This is a genomic window from Streptomyces neyagawaensis (assembly GCF_023516595.1).
GTDB classification, from domain to species: Bacteria; Actinomycetota; Actinomycetes; order Streptomycetales; family Streptomycetaceae; genus Streptomyces; species Streptomyces neyagawaensis.
This window is the reverse complement of sequence record NZ_JAMGBG010000052.1, coordinates 80,544-105,102: the sequence shown is the minus strand read 5'-3', so window position 1 is coordinate 105,102 and position 24,559 is coordinate 80,544. Positions and strand designations below refer to the sequence as shown.

The 24,559-nt window shown below is 71.9% G+C and carries 21 protein-coding genes; 16 read left to right on the top strand and 5 right to left on the bottom strand.

The window, feature by feature from the left end:
• Window positions 1–5: 5 nt before the first annotated feature.
• Window positions 6–623 carry a hypothetical protein gene (locus M8J73_RS23270; protein ID WP_249829012.1) on the bottom strand — a complete coding sequence of 206 codons (618 nt, stop codon included), beginning with the start codon at window positions 621–623 and terminating at the stop codon, window positions 6–8.
• A gap of 403 nt (window positions 624–1,026) precedes the next feature.
• On the opposite strand from M8J73_RS23270, the gene fmt reads away from it, so the two are divergent.
• Both fmt and M8J73_RS23260 read left to right on the top strand, forming a co-directional pair.
• The gene (gene fmt / locus M8J73_RS23265) at window positions 1,027–1,971 is read left to right on the top strand and encodes a methionyl-tRNA formyltransferase (RefSeq protein ID WP_249829011.1); all 945 of its coding nucleotides are present in this window, start codon (window positions 1,027–1,029) and stop codon (window positions 1,969–1,971) included.
• Between the two features lie 223 nt (window positions 1,972–2,194).
• Complete coding sequence (locus M8J73_RS23260) at window positions 2,195–3,625, top strand: RsmB/NOP family class I SAM-dependent RNA methyltransferase (protein WP_055542135.1); 1,431 nt, start codon at window positions 2,195–2,197, stop codon at window positions 3,623–3,625.
• Between the two features lie 74 nt (window positions 3,626–3,699).
• On the opposite strand, the gene M8J73_RS23255 is transcribed toward M8J73_RS23260, so the two are convergent.
• Window positions 3,700–4,323: a hypothetical protein gene (locus M8J73_RS23255; RefSeq protein ID WP_055542134.1), complete on the bottom strand. Its 624-nt coding sequence runs from the start codon at window positions 4,321–4,323 to the stop codon at window positions 3,700–3,702.
• Between the two features lie 42 nt (window positions 4,324–4,365).
• Window positions 4,366–6,483, bottom strand: coding sequence for an MMPL family transporter (locus M8J73_RS23250; RefSeq protein WP_055542133.1), 2,118 nt, complete (start codon window positions 6,481–6,483; stop codon window positions 4,366–4,368).
• 131 nt (window positions 6,484–6,614) lie between these two features.
• Here M8J73_RS23250 and rpe point away from each other — a divergent pair, with 131 nt between their 5' ends.
• From rpe to M8J73_RS23220, 6 genes are all read left to right on the top strand, one after another.
• Window positions 6,615–7,301 carry a ribulose-phosphate 3-epimerase gene (gene rpe / locus M8J73_RS23245; RefSeq protein ID WP_249829010.1) on the top strand — a complete coding sequence of 229 codons (687 nt, stop codon included), beginning with the start codon at window positions 6,615–6,617 and terminating at the stop codon, window positions 7,299–7,301.
• Between the two features lie 138 nt (window positions 7,302–7,439).
• Window positions 7,440–8,483 (top strand): sugar-binding transcriptional regulator, encoded by a 1,044-nt coding sequence (locus tag M8J73_RS23240; RefSeq protein ID WP_063799247.1) that lies wholly within the window; start codon window positions 7,440–7,442, stop codon window positions 8,481–8,483.
• 200 nt (window positions 8,484–8,683) lie between these two features.
• On the top strand, window positions 8,684–9,037 hold the full coding sequence (locus tag M8J73_RS23235; protein WP_055540253.1) for a barstar family protein: 354 nt from the start codon (window positions 8,684–8,686) through the stop codon (window positions 9,035–9,037).
• A gap of 130 nt (window positions 9,038–9,167) precedes the next feature.
• Window positions 9,168–10,610: a GuaB1 family IMP dehydrogenase-related protein gene (locus M8J73_RS23230; protein WP_055540261.1), complete on the top strand. Its 1,443-nt coding sequence runs from the start codon at window positions 9,168–9,170 to the stop codon at window positions 10,608–10,610.
• A 291-nt stretch (window positions 10,611–10,901) separates the two neighbouring features.
• The gene (locus M8J73_RS23225) at window positions 10,902–12,368 is read left to right on the top strand and encodes an amino acid permease (protein ID WP_055540254.1); all 1,467 of its coding nucleotides are present in this window, start codon (window positions 10,902–10,904) and stop codon (window positions 12,366–12,368) included.
• A 10-nt stretch (window positions 12,369–12,378) separates the two neighbouring features.
• Complete coding sequence (locus M8J73_RS23220; protein WP_055517441.1) at window positions 12,379–12,831, top strand: Lrp/AsnC family transcriptional regulator; 453 nt, start codon at window positions 12,379–12,381, stop codon at window positions 12,829–12,831.
• 10 nt (window positions 12,832–12,841) lie between these two features.
• Here M8J73_RS23220 and M8J73_RS23215 read toward each other — a convergent pair whose 3' ends face one another.
• Window positions 12,842–13,582 (bottom strand): GntR family transcriptional regulator, encoded by a 741-nt coding sequence (locus tag M8J73_RS23215; RefSeq protein WP_055540255.1) that lies wholly within the window; start codon window positions 13,580–13,582, stop codon window positions 12,842–12,844.
• Between the two features lie 238 nt (window positions 13,583–13,820).
• Between M8J73_RS23215 and M8J73_RS23210 the strand changes: the two genes are divergently transcribed.
• From M8J73_RS23210 to M8J73_RS23175, 8 genes are all read left to right on the top strand, one after another.
• Window positions 13,821–14,972, top strand: a complete 1,152-nt coding sequence (locus M8J73_RS23210) for an ABC transporter substrate-binding protein (protein ID WP_055540256.1) — start codon at window positions 13,821–13,823, stop codon at window positions 14,970–14,972.
• On the top strand, window positions 14,969–15,871 hold the full coding sequence (locus tag M8J73_RS23205) for an ABC transporter permease (RefSeq protein ID WP_055540257.1): 903 nt from the start codon (window positions 14,969–14,971) through the stop codon (window positions 15,869–15,871). The genes M8J73_RS23210 and M8J73_RS23205 overlap by 4 nt, the downstream gene beginning before the upstream one ends.
• On the top strand, window positions 15,859–16,704 hold the full coding sequence (locus M8J73_RS23200) for an ABC transporter permease (protein ID WP_055540258.1): 846 nt from the start codon (window positions 15,859–15,861) through the stop codon (window positions 16,702–16,704). The genes M8J73_RS23205 and M8J73_RS23200 overlap by 13 nt, the downstream gene beginning before the upstream one ends.
• A gap of 3 nt (window positions 16,705–16,707) precedes the next feature.
• Window positions 16,708–17,790 carry an ABC transporter ATP-binding protein gene (locus tag M8J73_RS23195; protein WP_055540259.1) on the top strand — a complete coding sequence of 361 codons (1,083 nt, stop codon included), beginning with the start codon at window positions 16,708–16,710 and terminating at the stop codon, window positions 17,788–17,790.
• Window positions 17,791–18,037: 247 nt separating this feature from the next.
• The gene (locus M8J73_RS23190) at window positions 18,038–19,507 is read left to right on the top strand and encodes an HAD-IA family hydrolase (protein WP_249829009.1); all 1,470 of its coding nucleotides are present in this window, start codon (window positions 18,038–18,040) and stop codon (window positions 19,505–19,507) included.
• Window positions 19,508–19,669: 162 nt separating this feature from the next.
• Window positions 19,670–20,893 carry an MFS transporter gene (locus tag M8J73_RS23185; protein WP_055538013.1) on the top strand — a complete coding sequence of 408 codons (1,224 nt, stop codon included), beginning with the start codon at window positions 19,670–19,672 and terminating at the stop codon, window positions 20,891–20,893.
• A gap of 226 nt (window positions 20,894–21,119) precedes the next feature.
• The gene (locus M8J73_RS23180) at window positions 21,120–21,908 is read left to right on the top strand and encodes a carbon-nitrogen hydrolase family protein (RefSeq protein WP_055538012.1); all 789 of its coding nucleotides are present in this window, start codon (window positions 21,120–21,122) and stop codon (window positions 21,906–21,908) included.
• 54 nt (window positions 21,909–21,962) lie between these two features.
• Window positions 21,963–23,675 (top strand): flavin monoamine oxidase family protein, encoded by a 1,713-nt coding sequence (locus M8J73_RS23175; RefSeq protein ID WP_249829008.1) that lies wholly within the window; start codon window positions 21,963–21,965, stop codon window positions 23,673–23,675.
• 57 nt (window positions 23,676–23,732) lie between these two features.
• Here M8J73_RS23175 and M8J73_RS23170 read toward each other — a convergent pair whose 3' ends face one another.
• A complete protein-coding gene (locus tag M8J73_RS23170; protein ID WP_055542277.1) occupies window positions 23,733–24,416 on the bottom strand; it encodes a DUF5995 family protein in 684 nt (227 codons plus the stop codon).
• Window positions 24,417–24,559: the final 143 nt, after the last annotated feature.

Here is a 24,559-nt window from a genome sequence, read left to right as displayed (position 1 = left end):
GGTCGTCAGCCGTTGCGCGGGCCGGGGAAAGCCGTGGGTCTTGCCTCGTCCCGGAGGGTTGGGCTGCCGGCTGTCGGCTGCGTGGGCATCTGACTCGGCATCGGGCCCGTCATCTGGCCAGGCAGCTGGCTCGGCATCTGTCCGGGCATCTGGCCAGGCAGCTGGCTCGGCATGGAGCGGGCCGCGGGGACCGTCGGCAGGCCGGAGCCCACGTTGACGGTGCGGGTGCCCTGCGGCTCTCCCGTGCGCTCCGCCTCGGCCGCTGCCTGGGCGGCGGCGCGGCGGGCGCCGTAGCGGCGGTGCACCGCTTGTTTGGTCACCCCGAGGGCCGAGCCCACCGCGTCCCACGAGAAACCGAGTGAGCGGTCGAAGTCCACGGCGGCCGTGACCAGGGTCTCGACACTGTCCCGCAGTTCCTGGGCGAGGCGGACGGTCGGGGCGGGGGCGCGTCCGTAGACGACGAAGCCCGTGGAGGGGCCGGAGCGGCGCGGGCGGTAGACGTTGCCCAGTTGGGCGGTGAGGGTGCGTAGTGCGTCCACCTGCCGGCGGACCCGCTCGATGTCCCGCACCAGCAAGTGCAGGCTGGCCCGAGCCTGGGCGTCGTGGGTTGCGTGGTCGGCCATGAACAAGCCTCTCGAACCGGCGTTGAAAAGGAAGTACCGCGATTGCGGTCGGTAGTGGTCAACTCTTTCTTGACCAACGCGGATTCGCTCCGCTGGTAACGGGGTGGGGGCGTGGGGGCATATGTGCAGGGCGCGTGAGGGTGGCTGTGCGACGTGATCTCCCGCCCGCGCACCGTCCCCGCGGGGCGGCCGGCACACGAGGGTTTCCCAGGGGGCACCGACCGTTGGCATCACACCCCGTTGGCGGCGGGCGGCGGGCGGCTGGCGGCTGGAGCGAAGGGTGGGGTGCGGGGTGCGGGGTGCGAGCGGTCGGCGGGGGAGCCGGGGGCATAGACTGGTGCGTTGTCCTGTGTCTTGTGTGCAGGGGTTGTTGAAGTTCCGTCCGAGAGGCCGACAGTCACCCATGAGGCTTGTCTTCGCTGGTACCCCCGAGGTCGCGGTTCCCGCCCTGGACGCGCTGATCGCGTCGGGGCGGCATGAGGTGGCCGCGGTGGTGACGCGGCCCGACGCGCCGGCGGGACGGGGACGGCGGCTCGTCGCGAGCCCCGTGGCGCAGCGGGCCGAGGAGGCCGGCATCGAGGTGCTGAAGCCGCACCGGCCGAGGGACGAGGACTTCCTCGCCCGGCTGCGGGAGATCGCGCCGGACTGCTGCCCGGTGGTGGCCTACGGAGCCCTGTTGCCGCGTGTCGCCCTCGACGTCCCCGCGCACGGCTGGGTCAACCTGCACTTCTCGCTGCTGCCCGCCTGGCGCGGCGCCGCGCCCGTGCAGCACTCGATCATGGCGGGGGACGAGATCACCGGGGCGTCCACGTTCCTCATCGAGGAGGGGCTCGACTCCGGGCCGGTGTACGGGACGGTCACCGAGGTGATCCGGTCCACCGACACCAGCGGCGACCTGTTGACGCGGCTCGCCTTCGCGGGGGCCGGGCTGCTCGCCGCCACCATGGACGGGATCGAGGACGGCACCCTGAAGGCGGTGCCTCAGCCCGCCGACGGGATCACCCTCGCCCCGAAGATCACCGTCGACGACGCACGGATCGACTGGGCCGCGCCCGCGCTGCGGGTCGACCGGGTCGTGCGCGGGTGCACACCGGCGCCGGGCGCGTGGACCACGTTCCGGGGCGAGCGGCTGAAGCTCATCCATGTCGCGCCGGTCCCCGGGCGGACCGAACTCGCGCCGGGCGCGCTGGAGGTCGGCAAGAACAACGTGTACGCCGGGACCGGCTCGTACGCCGTGGAGCTGCTCTGGGTGCAGGCCCAGGGCAAGAAGCCGATGCGCGCCGCCGACTGGGCGCGCGGCGTGCGCATCTCCTCCGGCGAGTCCCTCGGCACCGAGGGCACCGTCTAGAGGGCGGTTCCTCGGCACCGAGGGCACCCGGCTGGAGGTAAGGCCTCGGCACCGAGGGCACCCGCTGGGAGGTAGGCCCTCGGCACCGTGGACACCGCCTGGAGGCACTTCCTCGGCACCGAGCGCACCGCCCGGACGTATCGTCCACGGGCCCCGCCCCCACCGCCGACCCGCGTCGTACGCTGGTCGTGGCATCTCATCCCTTATCCGGAGCACCTTTTTCGTGAGTGAGCAGTCCCGCCCTCCCCGTAAGCCGGCCAAGCCGTACCGACGGCCCCAGAAGGACCCCGTCCGCCTCCTCGCCTTCGAGGCGTTGCGGGCCGTCGACGAGCGGGACGCGTACGCGAATCTCGTCCTGCCGCCGCTGCTGCGGAAGGCACGGGAGAAGGAGGGACCCGACGCTTTCGACGCGCGGGACGCGGCGCTGGCCACCGAGCTGGTGTACGGGACGCTGCGCCGGCAGGGGACCTACGACGCGGTGATCGCCGAGTGCGTGGACCGGCCGCTGCGCGAGGTCGACCCGCCGGTGCTGGACGTGCTGAGCCTGGGCGCGCACCAGCTGCTCGGGACGCGCATCCCGACGCACGCGGCCGTCTCCGCGTCCGTGGACCTCGCGCGGGTCGTGCTCGGCGACGGGCGCGCCAAGTTCGTGAACGCCGTGCTGCGGAAGATCGCCCAGCACGACCTCGACGGCTGGCTGGAGCGGGTCGCGCCGCCGTACGACGAGGACCCGGAGGACCACCTCGCCGTCGTGCACTCGCACCCCCGGTGGGTCGTCTCCGCGCTGTGGGACTCGCTCGGCGGCGGTCGGGCCGGGATCGAGGACCTGCTGGAGGCGGACAACGAGCGGCCCGAGGTCACGCTGGTCGCCCGGCCGGGGCGGGCCACCACCGAGGAACTGCTCCGGGAGGACTCCGCGATGCCGGGGCGCTGGTCGCCCTACGCCGTGCGGCTCACCGAGGGCGGGGAGCCGGGGGCCGTCGACGCCGTACGGGAAGGCCGTGCCGGTGTGCAGGACGAGGGCAGCCAGCTCGTGGCGCTGGCCCTCGCGAACGCGCCGCTCGACGGGCCCGACCGGGCCTGGCTGGACGGGTGCGCCGGACCCGGCGGCAAGGCCGCGCTGCTGGCCGCGCTCGCCGCCGAACGCGGTGCCGTCCTGCTCGCCTCCGAGAAGCAGCCGCACCGCGCCGGCCTGGTCGCCAAGGCGCTCGACGGCAACCCCGGGCCGTACCAGGTGATCGCGGCCGACGGTACGCGCCCGCCGTGGCGGCCCGGTTCCTTCGACCGGGTCCTGATGGACGTGCCCTGCACGGGTCTCGGGGCGCTGCGACGGCGGCCCGAGGCGCGCTGGCGGCGCCGCCCCGACGACCTGGAGAACTTCGCCCCGCTGCAACGGGCCCTGCTGCGGACCGCGTTGGAGTCCGTGCGGGTCGGGGGTGTCGTCGGGTACGCGACCTGTTCGCCGCACCTCGCCGAGACCCGCGCGGTCGTCGCGGACGTCCTCAAGCAGTACGGCGACGCGGCCGACCTCATCGACGCCCGGCCCATGCTGGAGGGCGTACCGGCGCTCGGCGAAGGCCCCGACGTACAGCTGTGGCCGCATCTGCACGGCACGGACGCGATGTACCTGGCGCTGATCCGCCGCACCGCCTGAACACCGGGTTCCGCGCGGCGGCGGGCTTCGCGCCAGGAGGGCGGTGACGGCTCCTCCGGACCGGTTCCGGGGCCTCAGCCGCGCCGTGCCGCCTCGCCGGGCGGCTCCTCCCCGGTGGTCTCGTCGTCCGGCTCGTAGGCGTCGGCGAGTTCGCGTACGTCGGGGTCCTGTGATGCGCGGACCGCTTTGTGCCACCGGGCCAGGAGGGCGGTGTCGCCGAGGCCGTCCAGGAGCATGCCGAGGCCGTTCATCGCCTCCAGGTCCTCCCGCTCGTCCTTGTCGCCCAGGGTCCTCGTGACCAGCGGCGCGAGGGCGTCGTGGAGGTCGGTCGTCCGGCCGAGGACGCGCAGGATCTCGCGGCCCCAGATGCTCGTCTTGTTGATGCCCAGACAGCAGTCGTACAGCTCCGGGAGCAGCGCGAGGACCAGGTCAGGGTGGTCACCTCCCACCTCGCGCAGCAGGTCCAGCACGGACAGGGTGTGCCTGCCCCTGCGCATCTCCTTCTTGAGCGCCGGCGCCAGATCGCCCTCCAGGGCGCGCTCCCGGGCGGCCGCCAGCTTCTCCTCGGCCTCGCGGAGCGCCTCCTCGGCGATGTGGACGTCGTGGCTCGCCCCCAGGAAGTCCGTCCACAGACGATCAGGGTCGCCCGCCTCCAGAACGTCCTCCAGCTTGTCCATCATGTGGTCGAACCAGCTCACCGGCTGCCCCCTGGACCCCGTACGCCACCGTCTGACGACGGTTCAGACCGACGAGGGGGTCCGGGGGTTGTCCTCGTGGGCCAGCCGGTGCGGCCACCACACCTTCGGGCCGATGTCCAGGAAGAGGGCCGTGACGAGGACGGAGCGGACGATCAGGGTGTCGAGGAGGACGCCGAGGGCGACCGCGAAGCCGATCTCGGCGAAGGCGACCATGGGCAGGGTGGCGAGCGCGGCGAACGTGCCGGCCAGGACCAGGCCCGCCGAGGTGATGACCGCGCCCGTGGCCGCGAGGCCCGTCACGACACCCTGGCGGGTGCCCAGATGGGCGGCCTCCTCACGGATACGGGTGGTGAGGAAGATGTTGTAGTCGATGCCCAGCGCGACCAGGAACACGAAGACGAAGAGCGGGAAGTCCGTCGTCTCCCCCGCGTAGTCGAAGAGATGGCGGAACGCGAGCGCGCTGATGCCGAGGGCCGCCGCGAACGACAGGATCACCGTGCCGATCAGCACCAGTGGGGCGATCAGCGCACGCAACAGGGCGCAGAGGATCAGCAGGACCACGAGCAGCACCAGCGGGATGATCAGCAGATTGTCGTGCGTGGTGGCCCTGTCCATGTCCAGCAGGGCCGCCGTACCGCCGCCGACCTGCGCGTCGGCGTCCGGGACCGCGTGGACGGCGTCCCTGACCCGTTCGACGGTGTCCTTCGCGGCCTCACTGTCCGCCGGGTCGGACATGGTCGCCTCGAAGAGGACCTTGCCGTCGTGGAAGGGTTTCGTGCCCGGTGGCAGTCCGAGGGAGTCCGGTACGACCCCCTCGGTGTCGGCGACCGTGCGGCCCACCTCGCGGGCCTGCGCCTGGTTGCTGATGATCACCAAGGGGTCACCGCTGCCCGCGGGGAAGTAGCGTGCGGAGACCTCCTGACCGACGATCGAGTCGGGTTTCCCGGTGAACGCGTCCGCGTTGGAGATGCCCTCGGCGCGCAGCTGGATCAGGCCCAGCGAGCACAGGGCCAGGGCGGCCGCCGTGGCGACCCAGGTCGTACGCGGACGGCCCGCGATCCGCCGGCCCATCCGCGCCCACACGCCGCGCTCGGTGGGGTCGGCGGTGCCGAAGTGCGGGATCGCCGGCCAGAAGATCCAGCGGCCCACGATCACCAGCAGGGCGGGGAACAGCGTCATCATCGCGAGCAGCGCGACCGTGACGCCGATGGCCGCCACCGGGCCGAGACCGCTCGTCGAGTTCATCTCGGCGGCCAGCAGCACCAGCATGCTCAGCACGACCGTCGCGCCCGAGGCGATCACCGCCGGACCCGCCCGGTGCAGGGCCAGCGCCATCGCCTCGTGGCGGTCCTCGTGGCGGCGCAGCTCCTCGCGGTAGCGGGCGACGAGGAGCAGGGCGTAGTCGGTGCCCGCGCCGAAGACCAGCACGGTGAGGATGCCCGCGCTCTGCCCGTTGACGGTCAGCCCCGCGTGCTCGGCCAGCACATAGATCAGTGCCTGGGCCGTGAACAGCGCGGCGACCACCGCGAGCAGCGGGATCACCAGCAGGGTCGGACTGCGGTACGTGAACAGCAGCATCACGATGACGACGGCCATCGCCGACAGCAGCAGTGTGGAGTCGATGCCCTCGAAGGCCTCGGAGAAGTCGGCGCTCGTCCCGCCCGGACCCGTGATGTGCACGGCGAGCCCGTCGCCGCCCTCACCCACGTCGTCGCGGATCGAGTCGACCGCGGGGGCGATCCGCTCCCAGCCCTTCTCGTCCATCGTGATCGGGACGTAGATCTGGGCGGCCCTCGGGTCGGTCTCCCGGTCGTACACCGGCCCCCGGGTCTGGGCGCCGATGATGCCGTGATCCGTGAGCCGCTTGAGTTCTCGGGCGTCCTCCTCGATCTGCGCCCGGTCCTCGGCGGTGAGTCCGCTCTCCCTGGCGTACACGACGACCGCCGGGATCTGCTCGGGCCGGAACTCCTCGGAGGCCTGGAGCACCTGGGTGGACTCGGCGGAGCCCGGCAGCCACGACGCCGCGTCGTTGTCCTGCGCGTCGGTCAGCTTGGAGGCGAGCGGTGCCACCACGAAGAGCAGGACCAGCCACAGCCCCAGCACGACCCACTTCGCGCGCCGCCCGCACACCAGGTGGGCGACACCCCGGCCCCTCGTCATGACAACCCCCGCAACCTGGCCGCCCCAGGGGCGCGGGGAACCGCGCGAGCGGGCACGGACAGCCCGCGGTCGACGTACCACGGTGCCCACCCCGGCCCCGCTACCCCCGGAGGGCATGGCAGGCTTGGTCCATGGCCGCGCAGATCAACCCAAGCATCCTGTCCGCCGACTTCGCCCGTCTCGCCGACGAGGCGAAGGCGGTCGAAGGGGCCGACTGGCTCCATGTAGACGTGATGGACAACCATTTCGTCCCGAACCTCACGCTCGGTGTGCCGGTCGTAGAGTCCCTGGCCCGTGCGACGCAGACGCCGCTGGACTGTCATCTGATGATCGAGGCCCCCGATCGGTGGGCGCCCCAGTACGTGGAAGCGGGTGCCGGTTCCGTCACCTTCCATGCCGAGGCGGCCGCCGCACCGGTGCGGCTCGCCCGTGAGATCCGTGCCAAGGGCGCCCGGGCCTCCATGGCGCTCAAGCCGGCGACGCCGATCGAGCCGTTCGAGGATCTGCTGCCCGAGCTCGACATGGTGCTGATCATGACGGTCGAACCGGGCTTTGGAGGCCAGGCCTTTCTCGACATCATGCTCCCCAAGATCCGCCGGACCCGCGAGTTGATCAGCAAGCACGGCCTCGACCTGTGGCTCCAGGTCGACGGCGGCGTCGCCGCGTCCACCATCGAGCGCTGCGCCGAGGCGGGCGCCGATGTATTCGTCGCCGGTTCCGCGGTGTACGGGGCCGACGACCCGGCCGAGGCGGTCCGCGCCCTGCGCGCCCAGGCCGACGCCACCACGGCCACCGCCGGATGGGCCTGCGGGCACTGAGGCACCCTGTCGTACTACTGTGCGGCCGTCGGACGAAGGGGGCAGGTCAGGCGACCTCCCGGCCAAGGAAACGTGAACGGCGTTCCTTCGGCCTGATCGAAAACGTCGGATCTGCAAGGATGAACGGCGTATCCATGTGTGAAGAGCAGTGAGGAGATGGCCGTGTCGGGTATGTCGGCGGGCCGGTCAGCCATGCGGATGGGACCCGCTGAGCTGGTTCAGGCGGCGGCAATGGCCCGCCGCTTCTACCTCGAGGGCAAGTCCAAGATCCAGATCGCCGAGGAGTTCGGCGTGAGCCGCTTCAAGGTGGCCCGTGTCCTGGAGACCGCCCTCGAACGGGATCTCGTACGTATCGAGATCCGAGTCCCCGCGGAACTGGACGCCGAGCGCTCCGACGCCCTGCGTGCCCGCTACGGCCTCCGGCACGCCGTGGTCGTCGAGTCCCCGGCCGAGGCCGAGGAGTCGCCCGACCCCGAGAACCTCGGCGAGGTGGCCGCGGACCTGCTCGGTGAACTGGTCAACGAGGGCGATGTCCTCGGGCTGGCGTGGGGGCGCTCGACCATCCACATGGCCGCCGCCCTCGACCGGCTGCCGCCGTGCACGGTGGTGCAGCTGACGGGTGTCTACGACGCGGGGACCGCCGAGCGCGGCTCGGTGGAGGCGGTACGGCGGGCCGCGCAGGTGTCGGGCGGAGACGCCCACCCCATCTACGCGCCGATGCTGCTGCCGGACGCGGCCACCGCGGCCGCCCTGCGCCACCAGACGGGGATCGCCCGGGCCTTCGAGTACTTCGACAAGGTCACGGTCGCCTGCGTCTCCATCGGCTCCTGGGAGGCGGGCATCTCCACGGTGCACGACATGCTCAGCGACGAGGAGCGGGCCCACTACGCCTCCCTCGGTGTCGCCGCCGAGATGTCCGCGCACCTCTTCGACGCCGAGGGCCGCCGCGTCGGGCGGGACCTCGGGGAGCGGTGCATCACGGTCAAGGCCGACCAGCTCCGCCGTATCCCGGAGGTCGTCGCGATCGCCGGCGGGCAGCGGAAGGCGGCGGCGATCGACGCGGTGCTCCGGTCGGGGCTGGTGACCAGCCTCGTCACCGACACCTCGGCGGCGGACTCCCTGTTGATGGCCGGACAGACCCCCCGCCCCGCGCTCAACCGCGCGGACCCGGACGGGCACTGAGCGGCCACGGGAGCAGAACGGACGGTCCCGGCGGGGAGCCGGGCAGGGGCGGGCGCGGTGGCACCGGCAGGTGCCGCGGCGGTCCGCCCCTCGCGCTCTCGGCGGGCCCGTGCCTGGGGCCCGAAGGAAGCGGGGGACGCAGGAAGCCGACCGCCACCAGGCGTCGGTCACGGCGGTACCGAGACGAAGGCGGTACGGAGATGAGCGGCAGCACACTCGCGGAGGTGCTGGGCGCCGGCGACTGGCTCCACGTCGAGCTGGACCTCACCGGGGTCACCGACAAACCCGCGTTCATGGACCGCTGCGCCCGCGCCCTGGACCTGCCCGACCACTTCGGCCGCAACTGGGACGCCCTCGCCGACTGCCTCACGGACCTGTCGTGGGCGCCGCCCGTACGCGGACGGCTGGTCGTGATCACGGGCTGGCGCGAGTACGCGCTGGCCGAGCCGAACGACTGGAGCATCGCCCAAGAGGTGTTCGCCGAGGCCGAGGACCGCTGGACGGGCACCGGGACCGACCTGCGCGTCGTGCTCGCTCTCGGAGGATCCTCCTAGCCCGCGCCCGGTCCTCTGGACGATCCGTCGGGGACGCCCATACCCGCCGACATGGGACAATGAAGTACGTGCTCTTCCCCCTGGCGGTCCTGTCAGGGGGTCACCTCTGAACGACTGGGATGTGCGGCACGTGCGTTTCCTCAATGACATCCAGCCCGCGTACGACCTGACCTACGACGACGTCTTCATGGTCCCGAGCCGTAGCGCCGTCGGATCGCGGCAGGGCGTCGACCTGACCTCCCCGGACGGCACGGGCACGACCATCCCCCTCGTCGTGGCCAACATGACCGCCATCGCCGGCCGCCGCATGGCCGAGACGGTCGCCCGCCGCGGTGGACTCGTGGTCATTCCGCAGGACATCCCCATCGAGGTAGTCACCGACGTCATCTCCTGGGTCAAGAGCCGCCACCTCGTCCTCGACACCCCGATCGTGCTCAACCCGCACCAGACCGTCGCCGACGCGCTCGCCCTGCTGCCGAAGCGCGCCCACAACGCGGGCGTCGTCGTCGACGACCAGCTGCGGCCCGTCGGTGTCGTCACCGACCAGGACCTGACCGGGGTCGACCGCTTCACCCAGCTCGAAGTCGTCATGTCCAAGGACCTGTTGCTCCTCGACGCCGACATCGACCCCCGCGAGGCCTTCAACCGCCTCGACCACGCCAACCGCCGCTACGCGCCCGCCGTCGACAAGGACGGCCGCCTCGCCGGCATCCTGACCCGCAAGGGCGCCCTGCGGGCCACGCTCTACACCCCGGCCGTCGACGCGAACGGCAGGCTGCGCGTCGCCGCCGCCGTCGGCATCAACGGCGACTTCGCGGGCAAGGCGAAGCAACTGCTCGACGCCGGCGTCGACACACTCGTCATCGACACCGCCCACGGGCACCAGGAGTCGATGATCAGCGCGATCAAGCTGGTGCGGGACCTCGACCCCCGGGTGCCGATCGCCGCGGGCAACATCGTCGCCGCGGAGGGCGTCCGCGACCTCATCGAGGCGGGCGCGGACATCGTCAAGGTCGGTGTCGGACCCGGCGCCATGTGCACGACCCGCATGATGACCGGTGTGGGACGGCCCCAGTTCTCGGCGGTCCTGGAATGCGCGGCGGAGGCCAAGAAGTACGGCAAGCACGTGTGGGCCGACGGAGGCGTCCGACACCCCCGTGACGTCGCCATGGCGCTCGCCGCCGGCGCGTCCAACGTGATGGTCGGGTCGTGGTTCGCGGGGACGTACGAGTCGCCGGGCGACCTCCAGCAGGACGCCGGCGGTCGGCTGTACAAGGAGTCGTTCGGCATGGCCTCGGCACGGGCGGTGCGCAACCGCACGAGCGAGGAGTCGGCGTACGACCGGGCGCGGAAGGCGCTGTTCGAGGAGGGCATCTCCACGTCGCGGATGTTCCTGGACCCGGCGCGGCCCGGGGTCGAGGACCTGATCGACTCGATCATCGCGGGCGTGCGGTCGTCGTGCACGTACGCCGGCGCGGGGTCGCTGGACGAGTTCGCGGAGCGAGCCGTCGTGGGCGTCCAGAGCGCGGCCGGTTACGCGGAGGGCAAGCCGCTGCACGCCAGCTGGAGCTGACGGCTGCCGAACGTCCTCGGAGCGAGGGGTGGCTTCGTTGCGCGTATGCGGGCCCCGAAAGACACCGATCGCAACGGTGTGAAGCAGGCGTGCAACGAACGCACGCCCCTCCCCGAGGAACGCAACGATCTTGCGTGGCTGCGCAAGGTTGCCGCATTACGCATGTAAAGCCCTGGCTCATAGGGTCGTGCGCTGTACGTGGCGTTGCGGGGACCCCCTGCTCGGTGGCCCTCGGTTGCTGTGGTGTCGGTCCTCCCTCGCCCTGAACCCATTCGATGAAGGAGCCGGCGCGTGCTCGACCAAGGCGCACCCCCGCAGCAACAGAGTCACCCCGTCCCGCCACCCGGCGGTGTCGCCGGACGGCTGATGCGCCGTAAGCCCGTGGAACGCCTGGTCGCGGAGGGTGGGCAGGGCGAGGGAGGCTCGCTGCGGCGCTCCCTCGGCATGTGGCAGCTGACGATGATCAGCATCGGCGCCACCCTCGGCACCGGCATCTTCGTCGTCCTCGGCGAGGCCGTCCCCAAGGCCGGGCCCGCCGTCACCCTCTCCTTCGTGATCGCCGGCCTCACCGCTCTGTTCTCGGCCCTCTCCTACGCGGAGCTGGCCGGCAGCATCCCGGTCTCCGGTTCCTCCTACTCGTACGCGTACGCAACGATGGGTGAGCTGGTCGCCTGGGTCTGCGGCTGGTGTCTGGTCCTGGAGTACGGCGTCTCGGTGTCGGCCGTGGCCGTCGGCTGGGGCGAGTACCTGAACGAACTGCTCGACGGGACCCTCGGCGTGACCATCCCGGACGCGCTGTCGGCGCCGCCCGGGGACGGCGGGATCTTCAACCTGCCCGCCCTGATTGTGGTCCTGCTCGCCATGGCGTTCCTGCTCGGCGGCGCCCGTGAGTCCGCCCGCGCCAACACGATCATGGTGGTCGTGAAGATCGCCGCGCTGCTGCTGTTCTGCCTGATCGGCATCCAGGGCTTCCGCTCCGGCAACTACGAGAACTTCATGCCGCTCGGCATGGCCGGCGTCAGCGCCGCCGGGGCGACCCTCTTCTTCTCGTACATCGGGTTCGACGCCGCGTCCACCGCGGGCGAGGAGGCGAAGAACGCGCAGCGGGACCTGCCGCGGGCCATCATGCTGTCGCTGATCATCGTGACCGCGCTGTACGTGCTGGTCGCCGCCGTCGCCGTCGGGGCGCGGCCGTGGAAGGGCTTCGACGGCTCGGAGGCCGCGCTCGCCGGGATCATGAAGGACGTCACCGGCGACGCGTTCTGGGGGACGCTGCTGGCCGCCGGCGCGGTCATCGCCATCGCCAGCGTCGTGCTGACCGTGCTCTACGGCCAGACGCGGATCCTCTTCGCCATGTCGCGGGACGGGCTCGTGCCCAAGGTGTTCTCGCGGGTCAACCCGAAGACCGGGACCCCTCGGGTGAACACCGTCATCGTGTCGCTGTTCTGCGGTGTGCTCGCCGCGGCCATTCCGCTCGGGGAGCTCGCCAACGCCACCAGCATCGGCACGCTGTTCGCGTTCGCGCTGGTCAACGTGGCGGTCGTGGTGCTGCGGCGGACGCGGCCCGACATGCCGCGGACGTTCCGGGTGCCGCTGTCGCCGGTGCTGCCCGCGCTCGGGCTCGCGTTCTGCGTGTGGATGATGGGCAGCCTCGACACCATCACGTGGGTCGTCTTCGGGGTCTGGATGGCCGTCGGGCTCGTGTTCTACTTCAGTTACGGCTATCGCCGTTCCCGTCTCGCGACTCCAGAGAAGTGATCCACCCGCAGTGCTGAACGATCTCGACGAACGCATCGTGCACGCCCTCGCCGAGGACGCCCGCCGCTCCTTTGCCGACATCGGCCAACTCGTCGGTCTGTCCGCGCCCGCGGTCAAGCGGCGCGTGGACCGGCTGCGGGCGACCGGCGCCATCACCGGGTTCACGGTCCGGGTGGACCCCGCCGCGCTCGGCTGGGAGACCGAGGGGTTCGTCGAGATCTACTGCCGGCGCAACACGTCGCCGGAGACCATCCAGCGGGGGCTGGAGCGCTACCAGGAGGTCGTCGCCGCGTCGACGGTCACGGGGGAGGCCGACGCCGTGGTGCAGGTCTTCGCCTCGGACATGCGGCACTTCGAGCGGGTGCTGGAGCGGATCGCGGGGGAGCCGTTCGTGGAACGGACGAAATCCGTGCTCGTTCTCTCGCCCTTGCTGCGGCGTTTCTCTTCCGGGTCGCCCGCCTGAGAGCTCCACGTCACTCCGCGGTCTTCCTGGCCAGCGCGTTGTTGCCGATCGAGTTGTGCACGCTGAAGCTCACCGCGTCCGGGCGGTAGCGGTCGTCGGACCATTCCACCGGGCGGCCCTCGCGGGTGGTCGTGACGCGTCGGACGCGGAGGAGGGGGCTCGTGCGGCGTACGGCGAGGAGCTCGGCGTCGCGGGCACCGGCGGCCACCGCGTCGATGACATGCTCGCCGTAGGCGAAGACCAGCCCGGTGTCGTCCAGCAGACGCTGGGTGACCGACGGGCAGTCCGCCTCGATGTGTTCGACGGCGGGGGAGATCCAGTCCGCATAGACCGTGCGCTCCAGCAGGACCGGCTGCCCGTCGAGACCGCGCAGCCGCAGAACGTGCAGGACGCGGGCGCCCGGGTCGAGCTGGAGGCGGACCCGGTCCTCCGCCGTGGCCGTGCGCCACTCCTGGGTGATCACCCGGCCCGTCGCCTCCCGGCCCATCGCCCGCGCCCACTGCGCGAAACTCCGCAGCTCCGCGAAGCTCTGACTGCGTCGGCCGGCCAGCACCACCCGGCGCGCGCCCTGGCGTGAGCCGATGAGCCCCTCGGCGGTCAGCGTCGCCACCGCCTGGCGGACGGTGCCGCGCGAGACGCCGTAGCGGGCCGCGAGTTCGGTCTCCGGGGGCAGCAGACTCCCCACCGTGTAGTCCTCACGGTCGATCGCCCGCCGTAGCGCCTCGGCGATCTCCTCGTGTCGGGCCGCCATGGTCCCCCTCCGTCGTCCGCTCCGTGATCCGATCACCGGCTGTGTACAGCGCGACCAGCCTAACCAGCCGGGGAAGAGGCCGCTGAAGGAGCGCGTCCGCCAGCGATTGTGCGGGAAACCGTGCACGAGTATTTCGCCGGAGTTTACGTGCGTGATATGAAGCGCGGACCTAATGAGGCCAACTTGTTCAGACAAGTGCTCCACCCAGATCGTCCCTGCGCGTACCCCTGGAGAGCCCGTGAACCTCTTCCCGCCGAGAACCGCCGTCATCGGCGGCGCCCTCGCCGCCGCCGTCCTCACCCTCAGCGCCTGTGGCGCGGCACCCGAGACCACCACCAGCGGCGACGGCGTCAACGCGGCCAAAGCGACCTCGGCCGAGGACTTCGGCGGCATGGACCAGCTGATCGCCGCCGCCAAGCGGGAGGGCGAGCTCAACGCGATCGCCCTGCCCCGCGACTGGGCCAACTACGGCGCGCTGATCGACGGCTTCGAGAAGAAGTACGGAATCAAGATCGAAGTCGAGAACCCGGACGGGGCCAGCCAGGACGAGATCAACGCCGTCACCTCCCGCAAGGGCCAGGACCGCGCGCCCGACGTGCTCGACCTCGGCAGCTCCTTCGCGCTGAGCGCCGCCCAGCAGGGGCTGCTGGCGCCCTACAAGGTCGCCGCGTTCGCCGACATCCCCGAGGGCCAGAAGGACCCGAAGGCCCGCTGGTACAACGACTACGGCGGCTACATATCCATCGGCTGCGACGCCAAGCGCGTCAAGGAGTGCCCGGAGACCTTCGCCGACCTGCTGAAGCCGAAGTACAAGGGCCAGGTCGCCCTCAACGGCAACCCCACCAAGTCCGGCTCGGCCTTCGGCGGCGTGTGGGCGGCGTCCCTGGCGAGCGGCGGTTCCTTCGACGACATCCAGCCGGGCCTCGACTTCTTCGCCAAGCTGAAGAAGAACGGCAACTACACGCCCGTCGAGTCCACCCCGGCCACCGTCGAGAAGGGCGAGACGCCCATCAGCATCGACTGGGACTACCTGAACGCCGGGTACGCCGACGAGTTCAAGTCCAAGGGCGTCGACTGGAAGGTCGTCGTCCCGGAGGACGGCAAGTTCTCCCAGTACTACTCCCAGGCGATCAACAAGGACGCGCCGCACCCGGCCGCCGCCCGGCTGTGGCAGGAGTACCTCTACAGCGCCGAGGGCCAGAACCTGTGGCTCGCCGGATACGCCCGCCCGGCCCTGATGCCCGCCATGGAGAAGGCCGGCACGCTCGACAAGGCGGCCGCGGCCAAGCTGCCCAAGGTGGAGGGCACCCCCGAGTTCCCGACCGAGGACCAGCAGACCAAGGCCAAGGACGTGCTCGGACAGGGCTGGGCCAAGGCGGTCTCCGGGTGACCGCCGTCGTCACCGAGGCCGACACCCCGCTGGTGGCCGCCGCTTCCCCGAAGCGGCGGCCCCGCGCCGGCGGCTGGCTCGCCGTCCTCCCGCTGCTGGCCTTCGTCGCCATCGCCTTCGGGCTGCCCGCCCTCGCCATGCTGAACGGCGCGTTCACCGTCAAGGACCAGAGCAGCGGGGCCACGTCGTACACCACGGCGAACATGACGGCCTCCGTGCAGGGGGCCTACCTCACGGCCATGCTCGGCAGCGTGAAGCTCTCCGCCGTCTCGGCGGGTCTCGCCGCCGTCCTGGGTCTGCCGCTCGCCCAGGCCGTGGTGACCTCCCCCTTCCCGGCGCTGCGCGAGGCCGTGCTCACCGCCTCCGGGGTGCTCGCCAACTTCGGCGGCGTCCCGCTCGCCTTCGCCTTCGTCGCCACCCTCGGCAACTCCGGTGTACTGACCCGGCAGCTGGGCCTCACGGACAAGGGCTGGGACCTCTACAGCTTCTGGGGCCTGGTCATCGTCTACCTGTACTTCCTGATCCCGCTGATGGTGCTCACCATCACCCCCGCCCTCGACGGACTGCGCGTCCAGTGGCGGGAGGCCGCCCAGAACAACGGCGCCACCGGCCCGCAGTACTGGCTCCACGTCGCCCTGCCCGTGCTCGCGCCCTCGCTGCTCGGCGGGCTCGTCCTCCTCTTCGGCAGCGCCTTCGCCGCGTACGCCACCGCCGCGGCCATGGTGGGCAGCTCGATCCCGCTGGTCACCCTCCAGATCGCCGACGCCATCTCCGGCAACGTCCTCGTCGGCCAGGAGAACGTGGCGCTCGCCCTCAGCCTCGACATGGTCCTCATCGCCGGACTCGTCATGGCCGTCTACCTGCCCCTGCAACGACGGAGCGCCCGATGGCTGGCCTGAACCCCGGGCGCGCGGCGCGGCGCCCCGCCCTGTGGCGCCCCCTCGTCCTCGTCTGCGCCGGGCTGTACTTCCTCGTCCCGCTCGCCGCTTCCGTGATCTTCACGGTCGACGTCCCCGGCGAGGGCGTCACCTTCGACGCGTACACGCAGATCCTCGGCACCGAAGGCTTCGTCTCCAGCCTGCTGCTGTCGCTGGAGCTGGCCGCCGCGACCATCGCCGTCGTCCTGCTGCTGATGGTGCCCGCCATGGTCGCGCTGCGGCTCGGCGCGCCCCGGCTGCGGCCCGTCGTGGAGGTGGTGTGCTCCCTGCCGCTGGTGGTGCCGCCGATCGCGTTCGTCGCCGGGCTCGGCACCGTGCTCAAGTGGGGGCCCGAACACCTCTCCCGCACCCCGCTGTTCCAGACGTTCGTCGCGATCCAGAACCCCGACTTCCCCGTGGTGCTGGTCCTCGCCTACGTGGTGATGGCGCTGCCCTTCGTGTACCGGGCCCTCGACGCCGGGCTGCGCGCCATGGACGTCCGTACCCTCGTCGAGGCCGCCCGCAGCTGCGGGGCGAACTGGCCGCAGGCGCTGGTGCGGGCCGTGCTGCCCAATCTGCGCGGGGCCCTGCTGAACTCCGCGTTCCTCACCCTGGCTCTCGTGCTCGGTGAGTTCACCGTCGCCCAACTGCTGGGCTTCAGGCCGTTCGCCGTGTGGATCGTCAACGTCAGCGGCTCGCAGGCCCAGCTCTCCGTCGCCGTCTCGGTGCTCAGCCTGCTCGTCACCTGGGCCATGCTCCTCGCGCTCGCCTCCTTCGGCGGACGCGCCCGAACCGCTTCCGCCTCACGGGGATGAACCATGACCGTGCTTGAGACCACCGCCACCGATACCACCGACACGGCAGCCACCGTCGAGTTCCGGGGACTGCGCCGCGAGTTCGGGACGACCGTCGCTCTCGACGGGCTGGACCTGACCGTCCGGCCCGGCGAACTGCTCGCCCTGCTCGGCCCCTCCGGCTGCGGCAAGACCACCGCGCTGCGGATGCTCGCCGGCTTCGAACACCCCGACGCCGGCGAGGTGCTCGTCGACGGGGAGGACGTCACCCGCGTCCCGGCCCACCGGCGCGACGCCGGCATGGTCTTCCAGTCGTACAGCCTCTTCCCGCACCTCAGCGCCCTCGACAACGTGGCGTTCGGGCTGCGCATGCGCAAGGTGCGCACGGCCGAACGGCGCTCTCGCGCAGGCGAGTTGCTCGACCTCGTGGGCCTCGCCGACAAGGGCGACCGGTACCCGCACCAGCTCTCCGGCGGTCAGCAGCAGCGCGTCGCCCTCGCCCGGGCGCTCGCCCTGCGGCCCCGCGTCCTGCTGCTCGACGAACCCCTGTCCGCCCTCGACGCCAAGGTGCGGCTCACCCTCCGCGAGGAGATCCGCCGACTCCAGCAGGAGCTGGGCATCACCACCCTGTTCGTGACCCACGACCAGGAGGAGGCGCTGTCCATGGCCGACCGGGTCGCCGTGATGCACGCCGGGCGGCTCGAACAGTGCGCGGCACCCGTCGAGCTGTACGGGCGTCCGGCCACGGCCTTCGTCGCCGAGTTCGTCGGCACGATGAGCCGGATCCCCGGACGGCTGGACGGCACCACGGTCGAGGTGCTCGGCCGACGGCTGCCCGTGGACGGGACGGCGCCGGCCGGCGACGAGGTGGACGTCCTCCTGCGCCCGGAGGCGGTCGGGGTACGGCCCGACGACGCCGGGGACGCCCGTGTGGTCGCCTCCGCGTTCCTCGGCGCCGCCACCCGCCTCACCGTACGGCTCGCCGACGGCACCGAGGTCAAGGCCGACCTGCCCACCCACGAGGCGGCGACCCTCGGCGCGGGAACGGCCGTGACCGTGAGCCTCCCGGAGCGACCGGTGCTGGTCGCCCCGCGCACCACACGCTGACCCGCCCCGCCTCACGTGGCGCGTTGCCACCGAGCCGTGCGGGCGGCGGGCGGCCGCCGAGCCTTGGGGGCCGCGCGCTGCAACCGAGCCCTGGGGCGCGCTGCAACCGAGCCCTGCGTGCCACGCGCCGCCCGCCCAGACCGCGTGTCACCCACTGACGGCCACCCGGCCTACGTGCCACACCGATGACCCCGCCCGGCTCCCTCGGCCGGGCACCGTCCCGACACCCCCACGGAAAGAGAAGCCCTTGTCCCGACCCCCGTTGCAGGCCGCCCTGTTCGACATGGACGGCACGCTCGTCGACACCGAGCGGCTCTGGTGGGAGGCGGTGGAAGAGGTGGCCGCCGGCCTCGGACGCGCGCTGACCGGGGCCGACCAGCCGGACGTCCTCGGCCGCCCGGTCGAGCACACCGCCGCCTGGCTCGCCGGGATCACCGGCGCGCCGCTCGGCGAACTGGCCGCCGCGCTCCACCGGGAGTTCGCCGAGCGGGTCCGCACCGGGATCGTGCCCCGGCCGGGCGCCCTGGAGCTGCTGCGGGCCCTGGCCCGCGAGGGCGTCCCCACCGCCCTGGTCACCGCGTCACCGCGTACCGTCGCCGACACCGTCCTCGACGTCCTCGGCCGTCACCTGTTCGCCGCCTCCGTCACCGCCGACGACACCGAGCACACCAAGCCCGCCCCCGACCCCTATCTCGCCGCCTGCCGTGCCCTCGGCGTCGACCCGGCCGCCTGCGTGGCCGTCGAGGACACCGAGACCGGTGTCGCCTCGGCCGAGGCGGCGGGCTGCGTGGTCCTCGCGGTGCCCTCGCTCGCGCCGATCGACGAGGCGCCGGGCCGGACCGTACGGGAGAGCCTGGAGGACGTGACCCCGGCGAGCCTGTGCCGGCTGGTCGCCCCCGACGGCCCCACCCTGCGCGTGATGACCTGGAACCTCTGGCACGGCGGCACCAAGGTCCGCGATCACCGCGCCAAACAGCTCGCGGTGATCGCCGAGACCGGGGCCGACGTGGTGGGCCTCCAGGAGACGTACGGCACGGCCGCCGAGGAACTCGCCGAGGCCCTCGGCTGGCACCACCACCGGGCCGGCGACAACCTCGGCGTCATCAGCCGCCACCCGATCACGGCCCGCCTCGGCGACCCGGACGTCGGCTTCTACGGGGCGGCGGGCGTCCGCGTCAGAACCGGCACCGGCACCGAGGTCGACGTGTGGACCGTCCACCTCGACTACAAGCCGTACGGGCCCTACGAGGCCGCCTTCGACGGGCTGGGCGCCGACGAGCTGATCGCCCACGAGGAGGTGCGCCTCGGCCAGCTGCGGGACTGCCTGCGCCGGCTCGACGGCACCGTGCCGGTCGTCCTGGTGGGCGACTTCAACAGCCCCTCGCACCTTGACCGGCCCGAGGTCGACTGGCCGGTGACCAGGGCCGCCGAGGCGGCGGGTCTGCGCGACTCCTACCGCGAGGCCCACCCCGACCCCGTGCGGGACCCCGGCCACACCTGGTCGCCGATCCACGTCGAGCACGAGGACGGCAGCGGCCGCCCGGAGCCGCAGGACCGCATCGACTTCGTCCTGCACCGGGGCCTGGCCGTGCTCGACTCCCGGACCTATGTGCGCGGCACCCCCCGCACCTGGCCGGACGTCGAGGACAACGACTGGCCGTCGGACCACGCGGCCGTCGTCACGACGTTCGCGCTGGGTACGGCCGCCGAGGGGTGAGGGCCGCCGAGGGATGACGGCCGAAATCCCCTGGGCCGGGCGGGACGGCCCGGCTAGCATCGCTGCCATGACCTGGCGACATTGATCCACCAGCCGTGCCTCCCGAGGGCCGCCTCGGACGCCGTACCTCCGACGTCCGAATCGCCCCTGCGGGAAGGCCTCATGACACTCTCACCTGCGCGTGCGCCCCGCGCCGCGGATCTCCGGACCACCGGTGTCCGCCGGCTGACGGCCACGCTGTACGGCTACGCGTTCCTCGACGACTTCGTGCTGCTCTATCCGGTGTACGCGCTGCTGTTCAGCGACACCGGCCTGTCCCTCTGGCAGGTCTCCTCGCTGTTCGCCCTGTGGTCGATCACCGGGATCCTGCTGGAGGTCCCGTCCGGTGCCTGGGCCGACGCCGTCTCCCGACGGCTGCTGCTGTGGCTCGGCCCGCTGCTCACCGCCGTCGGCTTCGCCCTGTGGGTGATCGTCCCGTCGTACTGGGCGTTCGCCCTCGGCTTCGTGCTGTGGGGGGTGCGCGGAGCGCTCGGCTCCGGTGCCCTGGAGGCGCTGGTCTACGACGAACTGGACCGGCTCGGCGCGGCCGACCGGTACGCGCGCGTGATCGGCCGGGCCCAGGCGGCCGGGATGATCGCCGTGATGGCGGCGATGGGGCTGGCCGGGCCGGTGCTCGACCTCGGCGGCTACCCGGCCGTCGGCGCGGCGAGCGTCCTGGTCTGTGTGCTGACCGCGGCGCTGGCGACCCGGTTCCCCGAGCACCGTCCGACGGCCGCCGGCGGCGCCCGCCGTGCCTCCACCCTCACGACCCTGCGGACCGGGCTCGCCGAGGCCCGCCGGAACCGTTCCGTGCGCGGAGCCCTGCTTCTCGTTCCCGCGGTCGGCGCGGTCTGGGGTGCCCTCGACGAGTACACCCCGCTGCTGGCCCACGACACCGGCGTGGCCGAGCAGACGGTGCCGTACCTGCTGCTGCTGATCTGGGCCGGGCCCACGATCGGCAGCCTCCTGACCGGCGTGGGAGAACGCCTGAGCACGACCGGGCTCGGGGTGGTCCTCGCCGTCTCGGCGCTCGCCCTCGCCGGGGGAGCGCTGACGGCGACCCCCGCCGCCGTCGCCCTCGTGGGTGTCGCCTTCGGCGGCTTCCAGCTGGTCAACGTCCTCGTCGACGCCCGGCTCCAGGACCGTATCGAGGGCGGGCACCGGGCCACCCTCACCTCGGTGGCGAGCATGGGCACCGAACTGGCGACCGTCGCCGTCTTCGCCGGGTACGCCCTGCTCGGCGCCCACCACCCCCACAGCACCGTCTTCGCGGTGTTCGCGGTGCCCTACCTGGTGACGGCGCTGGTCCTGGTGGCGATTAGGGGGACGTCCAGGGCGCGCACCTGACACCCACCCCGTGGGGCTGCCGCATCGCGTCCGTGACTGGGTAGCCCCACGGGGCCCCGCACGGCGGGAAAACACCGCCCGAGGCGCGCAACGAATCGCCGCGGACCCGCCCCAGGACGCAATGAACCGCTCACTGGCGCGCAACGGCTCCTCCTTGTCCGGCCTGGTCAGCCGCCCGTACCGTCTATATGACCCCCAGACCCCCTCCTTCCGGTGAGGAACGCGCATGCGCATCGCCCTGCTCCAGAGCTCCGGCCGCCCCGGCTCGGTCGTCGAGAACCTCAAGGTGCTCGACGAGGCCGCGGGCCGCGCCGCCGCTGCCGGCGCGGGGCTGCTGATCGCCCCCGAGATGTTCCTGACGGGGTACGCGATCGGCGACGACATCGCCCGGTTCGCCGAGCCCGCCGACGGTGACTCGGCCGACGCGGTCGCGGAGATCGCCGGACGCCACGGGCTCGCCGTCGCGTACGGCTACCCCGAGCGGTCCGGCGAGGTCGTCTTCAACTCGGCGCAGCTCGTCTCCGCCGACGGCACCCGGCTCGCCAACTACCGCAAGACGCATCTCTTCGGCTGCTTCGAGCGGGACCACTTCACGCCGGGCGAGCAGCCCGTCGTCCAGGCCGAGCTGGACGGCGTCCGCGTCGGGATCATGATCTGCTACGACGTGGAGTTCCCGGAGAACGTCCGCGCCCACGCCCTCGCCGGTACCGACCTGCTCGTGGTGCCCACGGCCCAGATGCATCCGTTCCAGTTCGTCGCCGAGTCGATGATCCCGGTGCGGGCCTTCGAGAACCAGATGTACGTCGCGTACGTCAACCGGGTCGGCCGGGAAGGGGAGTTCGAGTTCGTCGGGCTGTCCACGCTGGCCGGGCCCGACGGGGTCGCGCGCACCCGCGCCGGACGCGAGGAGGACCTCGTCCTCGCCGACGTCGACCCCGCGTTCGTCGTGGCCTCCCGCGAGGCGAACCCGTATCTGACGGACCGCCGCCCCGGTCTCTACGGATCCCTCGTCTGACCCTCTCTCCCGCCAGCCCCGCCCCGCCGCTTTCCCGCAAGGAGTCCGTACCCCATGACGTCCACCGTGCCCAACGCCATCGAGCACGCAGACGAGCAGCAGCCGCCGATCACCATGTTCGGCCCGGACTTCCCGTACGCGTACGACGACTTCCTGGCCCACCCGGCGGGCCTCGGCCAGATCCCGGCGACCGAGCACGGCACCGAGGTCGCCGTCATCGGCGGCGGGCTGTCCGGCATCGTGGCCGCGTACGAGCTGATGAAGATGGGCCTCAAGCCGGTCGTGTACGAGGCCGACCGGATCGGCGGACGGCTGCGCACGGTGGGCTTCGAGGGCTGCGACCCCTCGCTCACCGCCGAGATGGGCGCCATGCGCTTCCCGCCCTCGTCCACCGCCCTCCAGCACTACATCGACCTGGTCGGCCTGGAGACGCGGCCCTTCCCCAACCCCCTCGCGGAGACCACGCCCTCGACCGTCGTCGACCTCAAGGGCGAGTCGCACTACGCCGAGACGATCGCCGACCTCCCGCAGGTGTACCGCGACGTCGCCGAAGCCTGGAACAAGTGCCTCGACGAGGGCGCCGACTTCTCCGACATGAACCGCGCCATGCGCGAGCGGGACGTCCCGCGCATCCGCGAGATCTGGGCGCGGCTCGTGGAGAAGCTCGACAACCAGACCTTCTACGGCTTCCTCTGCGACTCCGAGGCGTTCAAGTCGTTCCGCCACCGCGAGATCTTCGGCCAGGTCGGTTTCGGCACCGGCGGCTGGGACACCGACTTCCCGAACTCCATCCTGGAGATCCTGCGTGTCGTCTACACCGAGGCCGACGACCACCACCGCGGCATCGTCGGCGGCAGCCAGCAGCTCCCGCTCCGCCTCTGGGAGCGCGAGCCCGAGAAGATCGTGCACTGGGCGTACGGCACCTCCCTCGCCACGCTGCACGAGAACGGCGAGCCCCGCCCGGCCGTGACCCGGCTGCACCGCACCGCCGGCAACCGGATCACCGTGACCGACGCGAACGGCGACATCCGCACCTACCAGGCGGCCGTCTTCACCGCCCAGTCCTGGATGCTGCTGTCGAAGATCGACTGCGACGACTCGCTCTTCCCGATCGACCACTGGACGGCGATCGAGCGGACCCACTACATGGAGAGCTCGAAGCTGTTCGTGCCCGTCGACCGGCCCTTCTGGCTCGACAAGGCCGTCGACGACAGGGGAAACCCGACGGGCCGGGACGTCATGTCGATGACGCTCACCGACCGGATGACGCGAGGGACGTACCTCCTCGACGACGGCCCGGACAAGCCCGCCGTCATCTGCCTGTCCTACACCTGGTGCGACGACAGTCTGAAGTGGCTGCCGCTGTCCGCGAACGAGCGGATGGAGGTCATGCTGAAGTCGCTCGGCGAGATCTACCCGAAGGTCGACATCCGCAAGCACATCATCGGCAGCCCGGTCACCGTCTCCTGGGAGAACGAGCCCTACTTCATGGGCGCGTTCAAGGCCAACCTGCCCGGCCACTACCGCTACCAGCGGCGCCTGTTCACCCACTTCATGCAGGACCGGCTGCCCGAGGACAAGCGGGGCATCTTCCTCGCCGGCGACGACATCTCCTGGACGGCCGGCTGGGCCGAGGGCGCGATCCAGACCGCGCTCAATGCCGTGTGGGGCGTCATGCACCACCTCGGCGGCACCACCGACGCGGCCAACCCCGGCCCCGGCGACGTGTACGACGAGATCGCGCCCGTGGAACTCCCGGAGGACTGAGAGCCTGTGCCCGCGCCCGGACCGGGGTTTGTTCACAGGCTCTGAGCCGGTCGCCCCTCAGTCCGACAGCGGCGTCAGGAGCATCCGCCCCGCGCACCCCACCGCCGCGTCCAGGCGGTGGGCCAACTCCTCGGCGAGATCGGGGAGTCCGCGCAGCGCCCACAGCGCCCTGGCCGCCGCCCAGGTGGCCTCGCGCGCCCGCTCCAGGCTCCACGACCCGAGCAGATGAGTGAGCGGGTCGGCGACCTGGAGGAGATCGGGGCCCGGCATCAGCTCCTCGCGGACCCGCTCCTCCAGCGAGACGAGGAGATCGCCCACGTGCTCGAACTCGTCCTCCAGGTCGACGGGTTCACAGCCGAGCGTACGACAGGCGTCCACGACGGCGAGCGCGAGATCGTGCCCGATGTGCGCGTTGATGCCGGAGAGCGCGAACTGCAGCGGACGTACGCCGGGATGGCGCCGGAGCTGCAGCAGCGGCCGCCAGCAGGCGGGCGCGGGGCCGCCCTCCGCCACCCGCAGGTACCGCTCCGCGAAGCGCACGTCGAGGGCGGTCGCGGCCCGCGGATCCGCGAAGCAACCGGCGTCGACACGCCGGCCCACGGCCTCCGTGACGGTGAGGTAGACACGGTTGAAGACCGCGATCCCGTCCCGCTCGGGCAGGGCGGCGTCGAGGGCCTGCATACGGGCGACGACGGCGTCCACCGAGTCCACGGAATTGGTGAAATGTTCCAACTGCGCCATAAGGGGCAGGGTCCCAGGCCTAGGCTGACACCGATGCCGCCGTGCCCGGCACATCCCCGGATCGGGGGAACGTGGGCTCGGCGGCGCGTACCGGGAAGCCGGTGAGTCACGGTCCGGGAGCAGGGGGGAGCACCACGTGTCAG

What these genes read in the sequence shown, in the direction of transcription:
- M8J73_RS23270 (WP_249829012.1), bottom strand. Translation starts at nt 623, where the DNA reads ATGGCCGACCACGCAACCCACGACGCCCAGGCTCGGGCCAGCCTGCAC.
- fmt (WP_249829011.1), top strand. Translation starts at nt 1,027, where the DNA reads ATGAGGCTTGTCTTCGCTGGTACCCCCGAGGTCGCGGTTCCCGCCCTG.
- M8J73_RS23250 (WP_055542133.1), bottom strand. Translation starts at nt 6,483, where the DNA reads ATGACGAGGGGCCGGGGTGTCGCCCACCTGGTGTGCGGGCGGCGCGCG.
- rpe (WP_249829010.1), top strand. Translation starts at nt 6,615, where the DNA reads ATGGCCGCGCAGATCAACCCAAGCATCCTGTCCGCCGACTTCGCCCGT.
- M8J73_RS23235 (WP_055540253.1), top strand. Translation starts at nt 8,684, where the DNA reads ATGAGCGGCAGCACACTCGCGGAGGTGCTGGGCGCCGGCGACTGGCTC.
- M8J73_RS23215 (WP_055540255.1), bottom strand. Translation starts at nt 13,582, where the DNA reads ATGGCGGCCCGACACGAGGAGATCGCCGAGGCGCTACGGCGGGCGATC.
- M8J73_RS23200 (WP_055540258.1), top strand. Translation starts at nt 15,859, where the DNA reads ATGGCTGGCCTGAACCCCGGGCGCGCGGCGCGGCGCCCCGCCCTGTGG.
- M8J73_RS23195 (WP_055540259.1), top strand. Translation starts at nt 16,708, where the DNA reads ATGACCGTGCTTGAGACCACCGCCACCGATACCACCGACACGGCAGCC.
- M8J73_RS23185 (WP_055538013.1), top strand. Translation starts at nt 19,670, where the DNA reads ATGACACTCTCACCTGCGCGTGCGCCCCGCGCCGCGGATCTCCGGACC.
- M8J73_RS23180 (WP_055538012.1), top strand. Translation starts at nt 21,120, where the DNA reads ATGCGCATCGCCCTGCTCCAGAGCTCCGGCCGCCCCGGCTCGGTCGTC.
- M8J73_RS23175 (WP_249829008.1), top strand. Translation starts at nt 21,963, where the DNA reads ATGACGTCCACCGTGCCCAACGCCATCGAGCACGCAGACGAGCAGCAG.
- M8J73_RS23170 (WP_055542277.1), bottom strand. Translation starts at nt 24,416, where the DNA reads ATGGCGCAGTTGGAACATTTCACCAATTCCGTGGACTCGGTGGACGCC.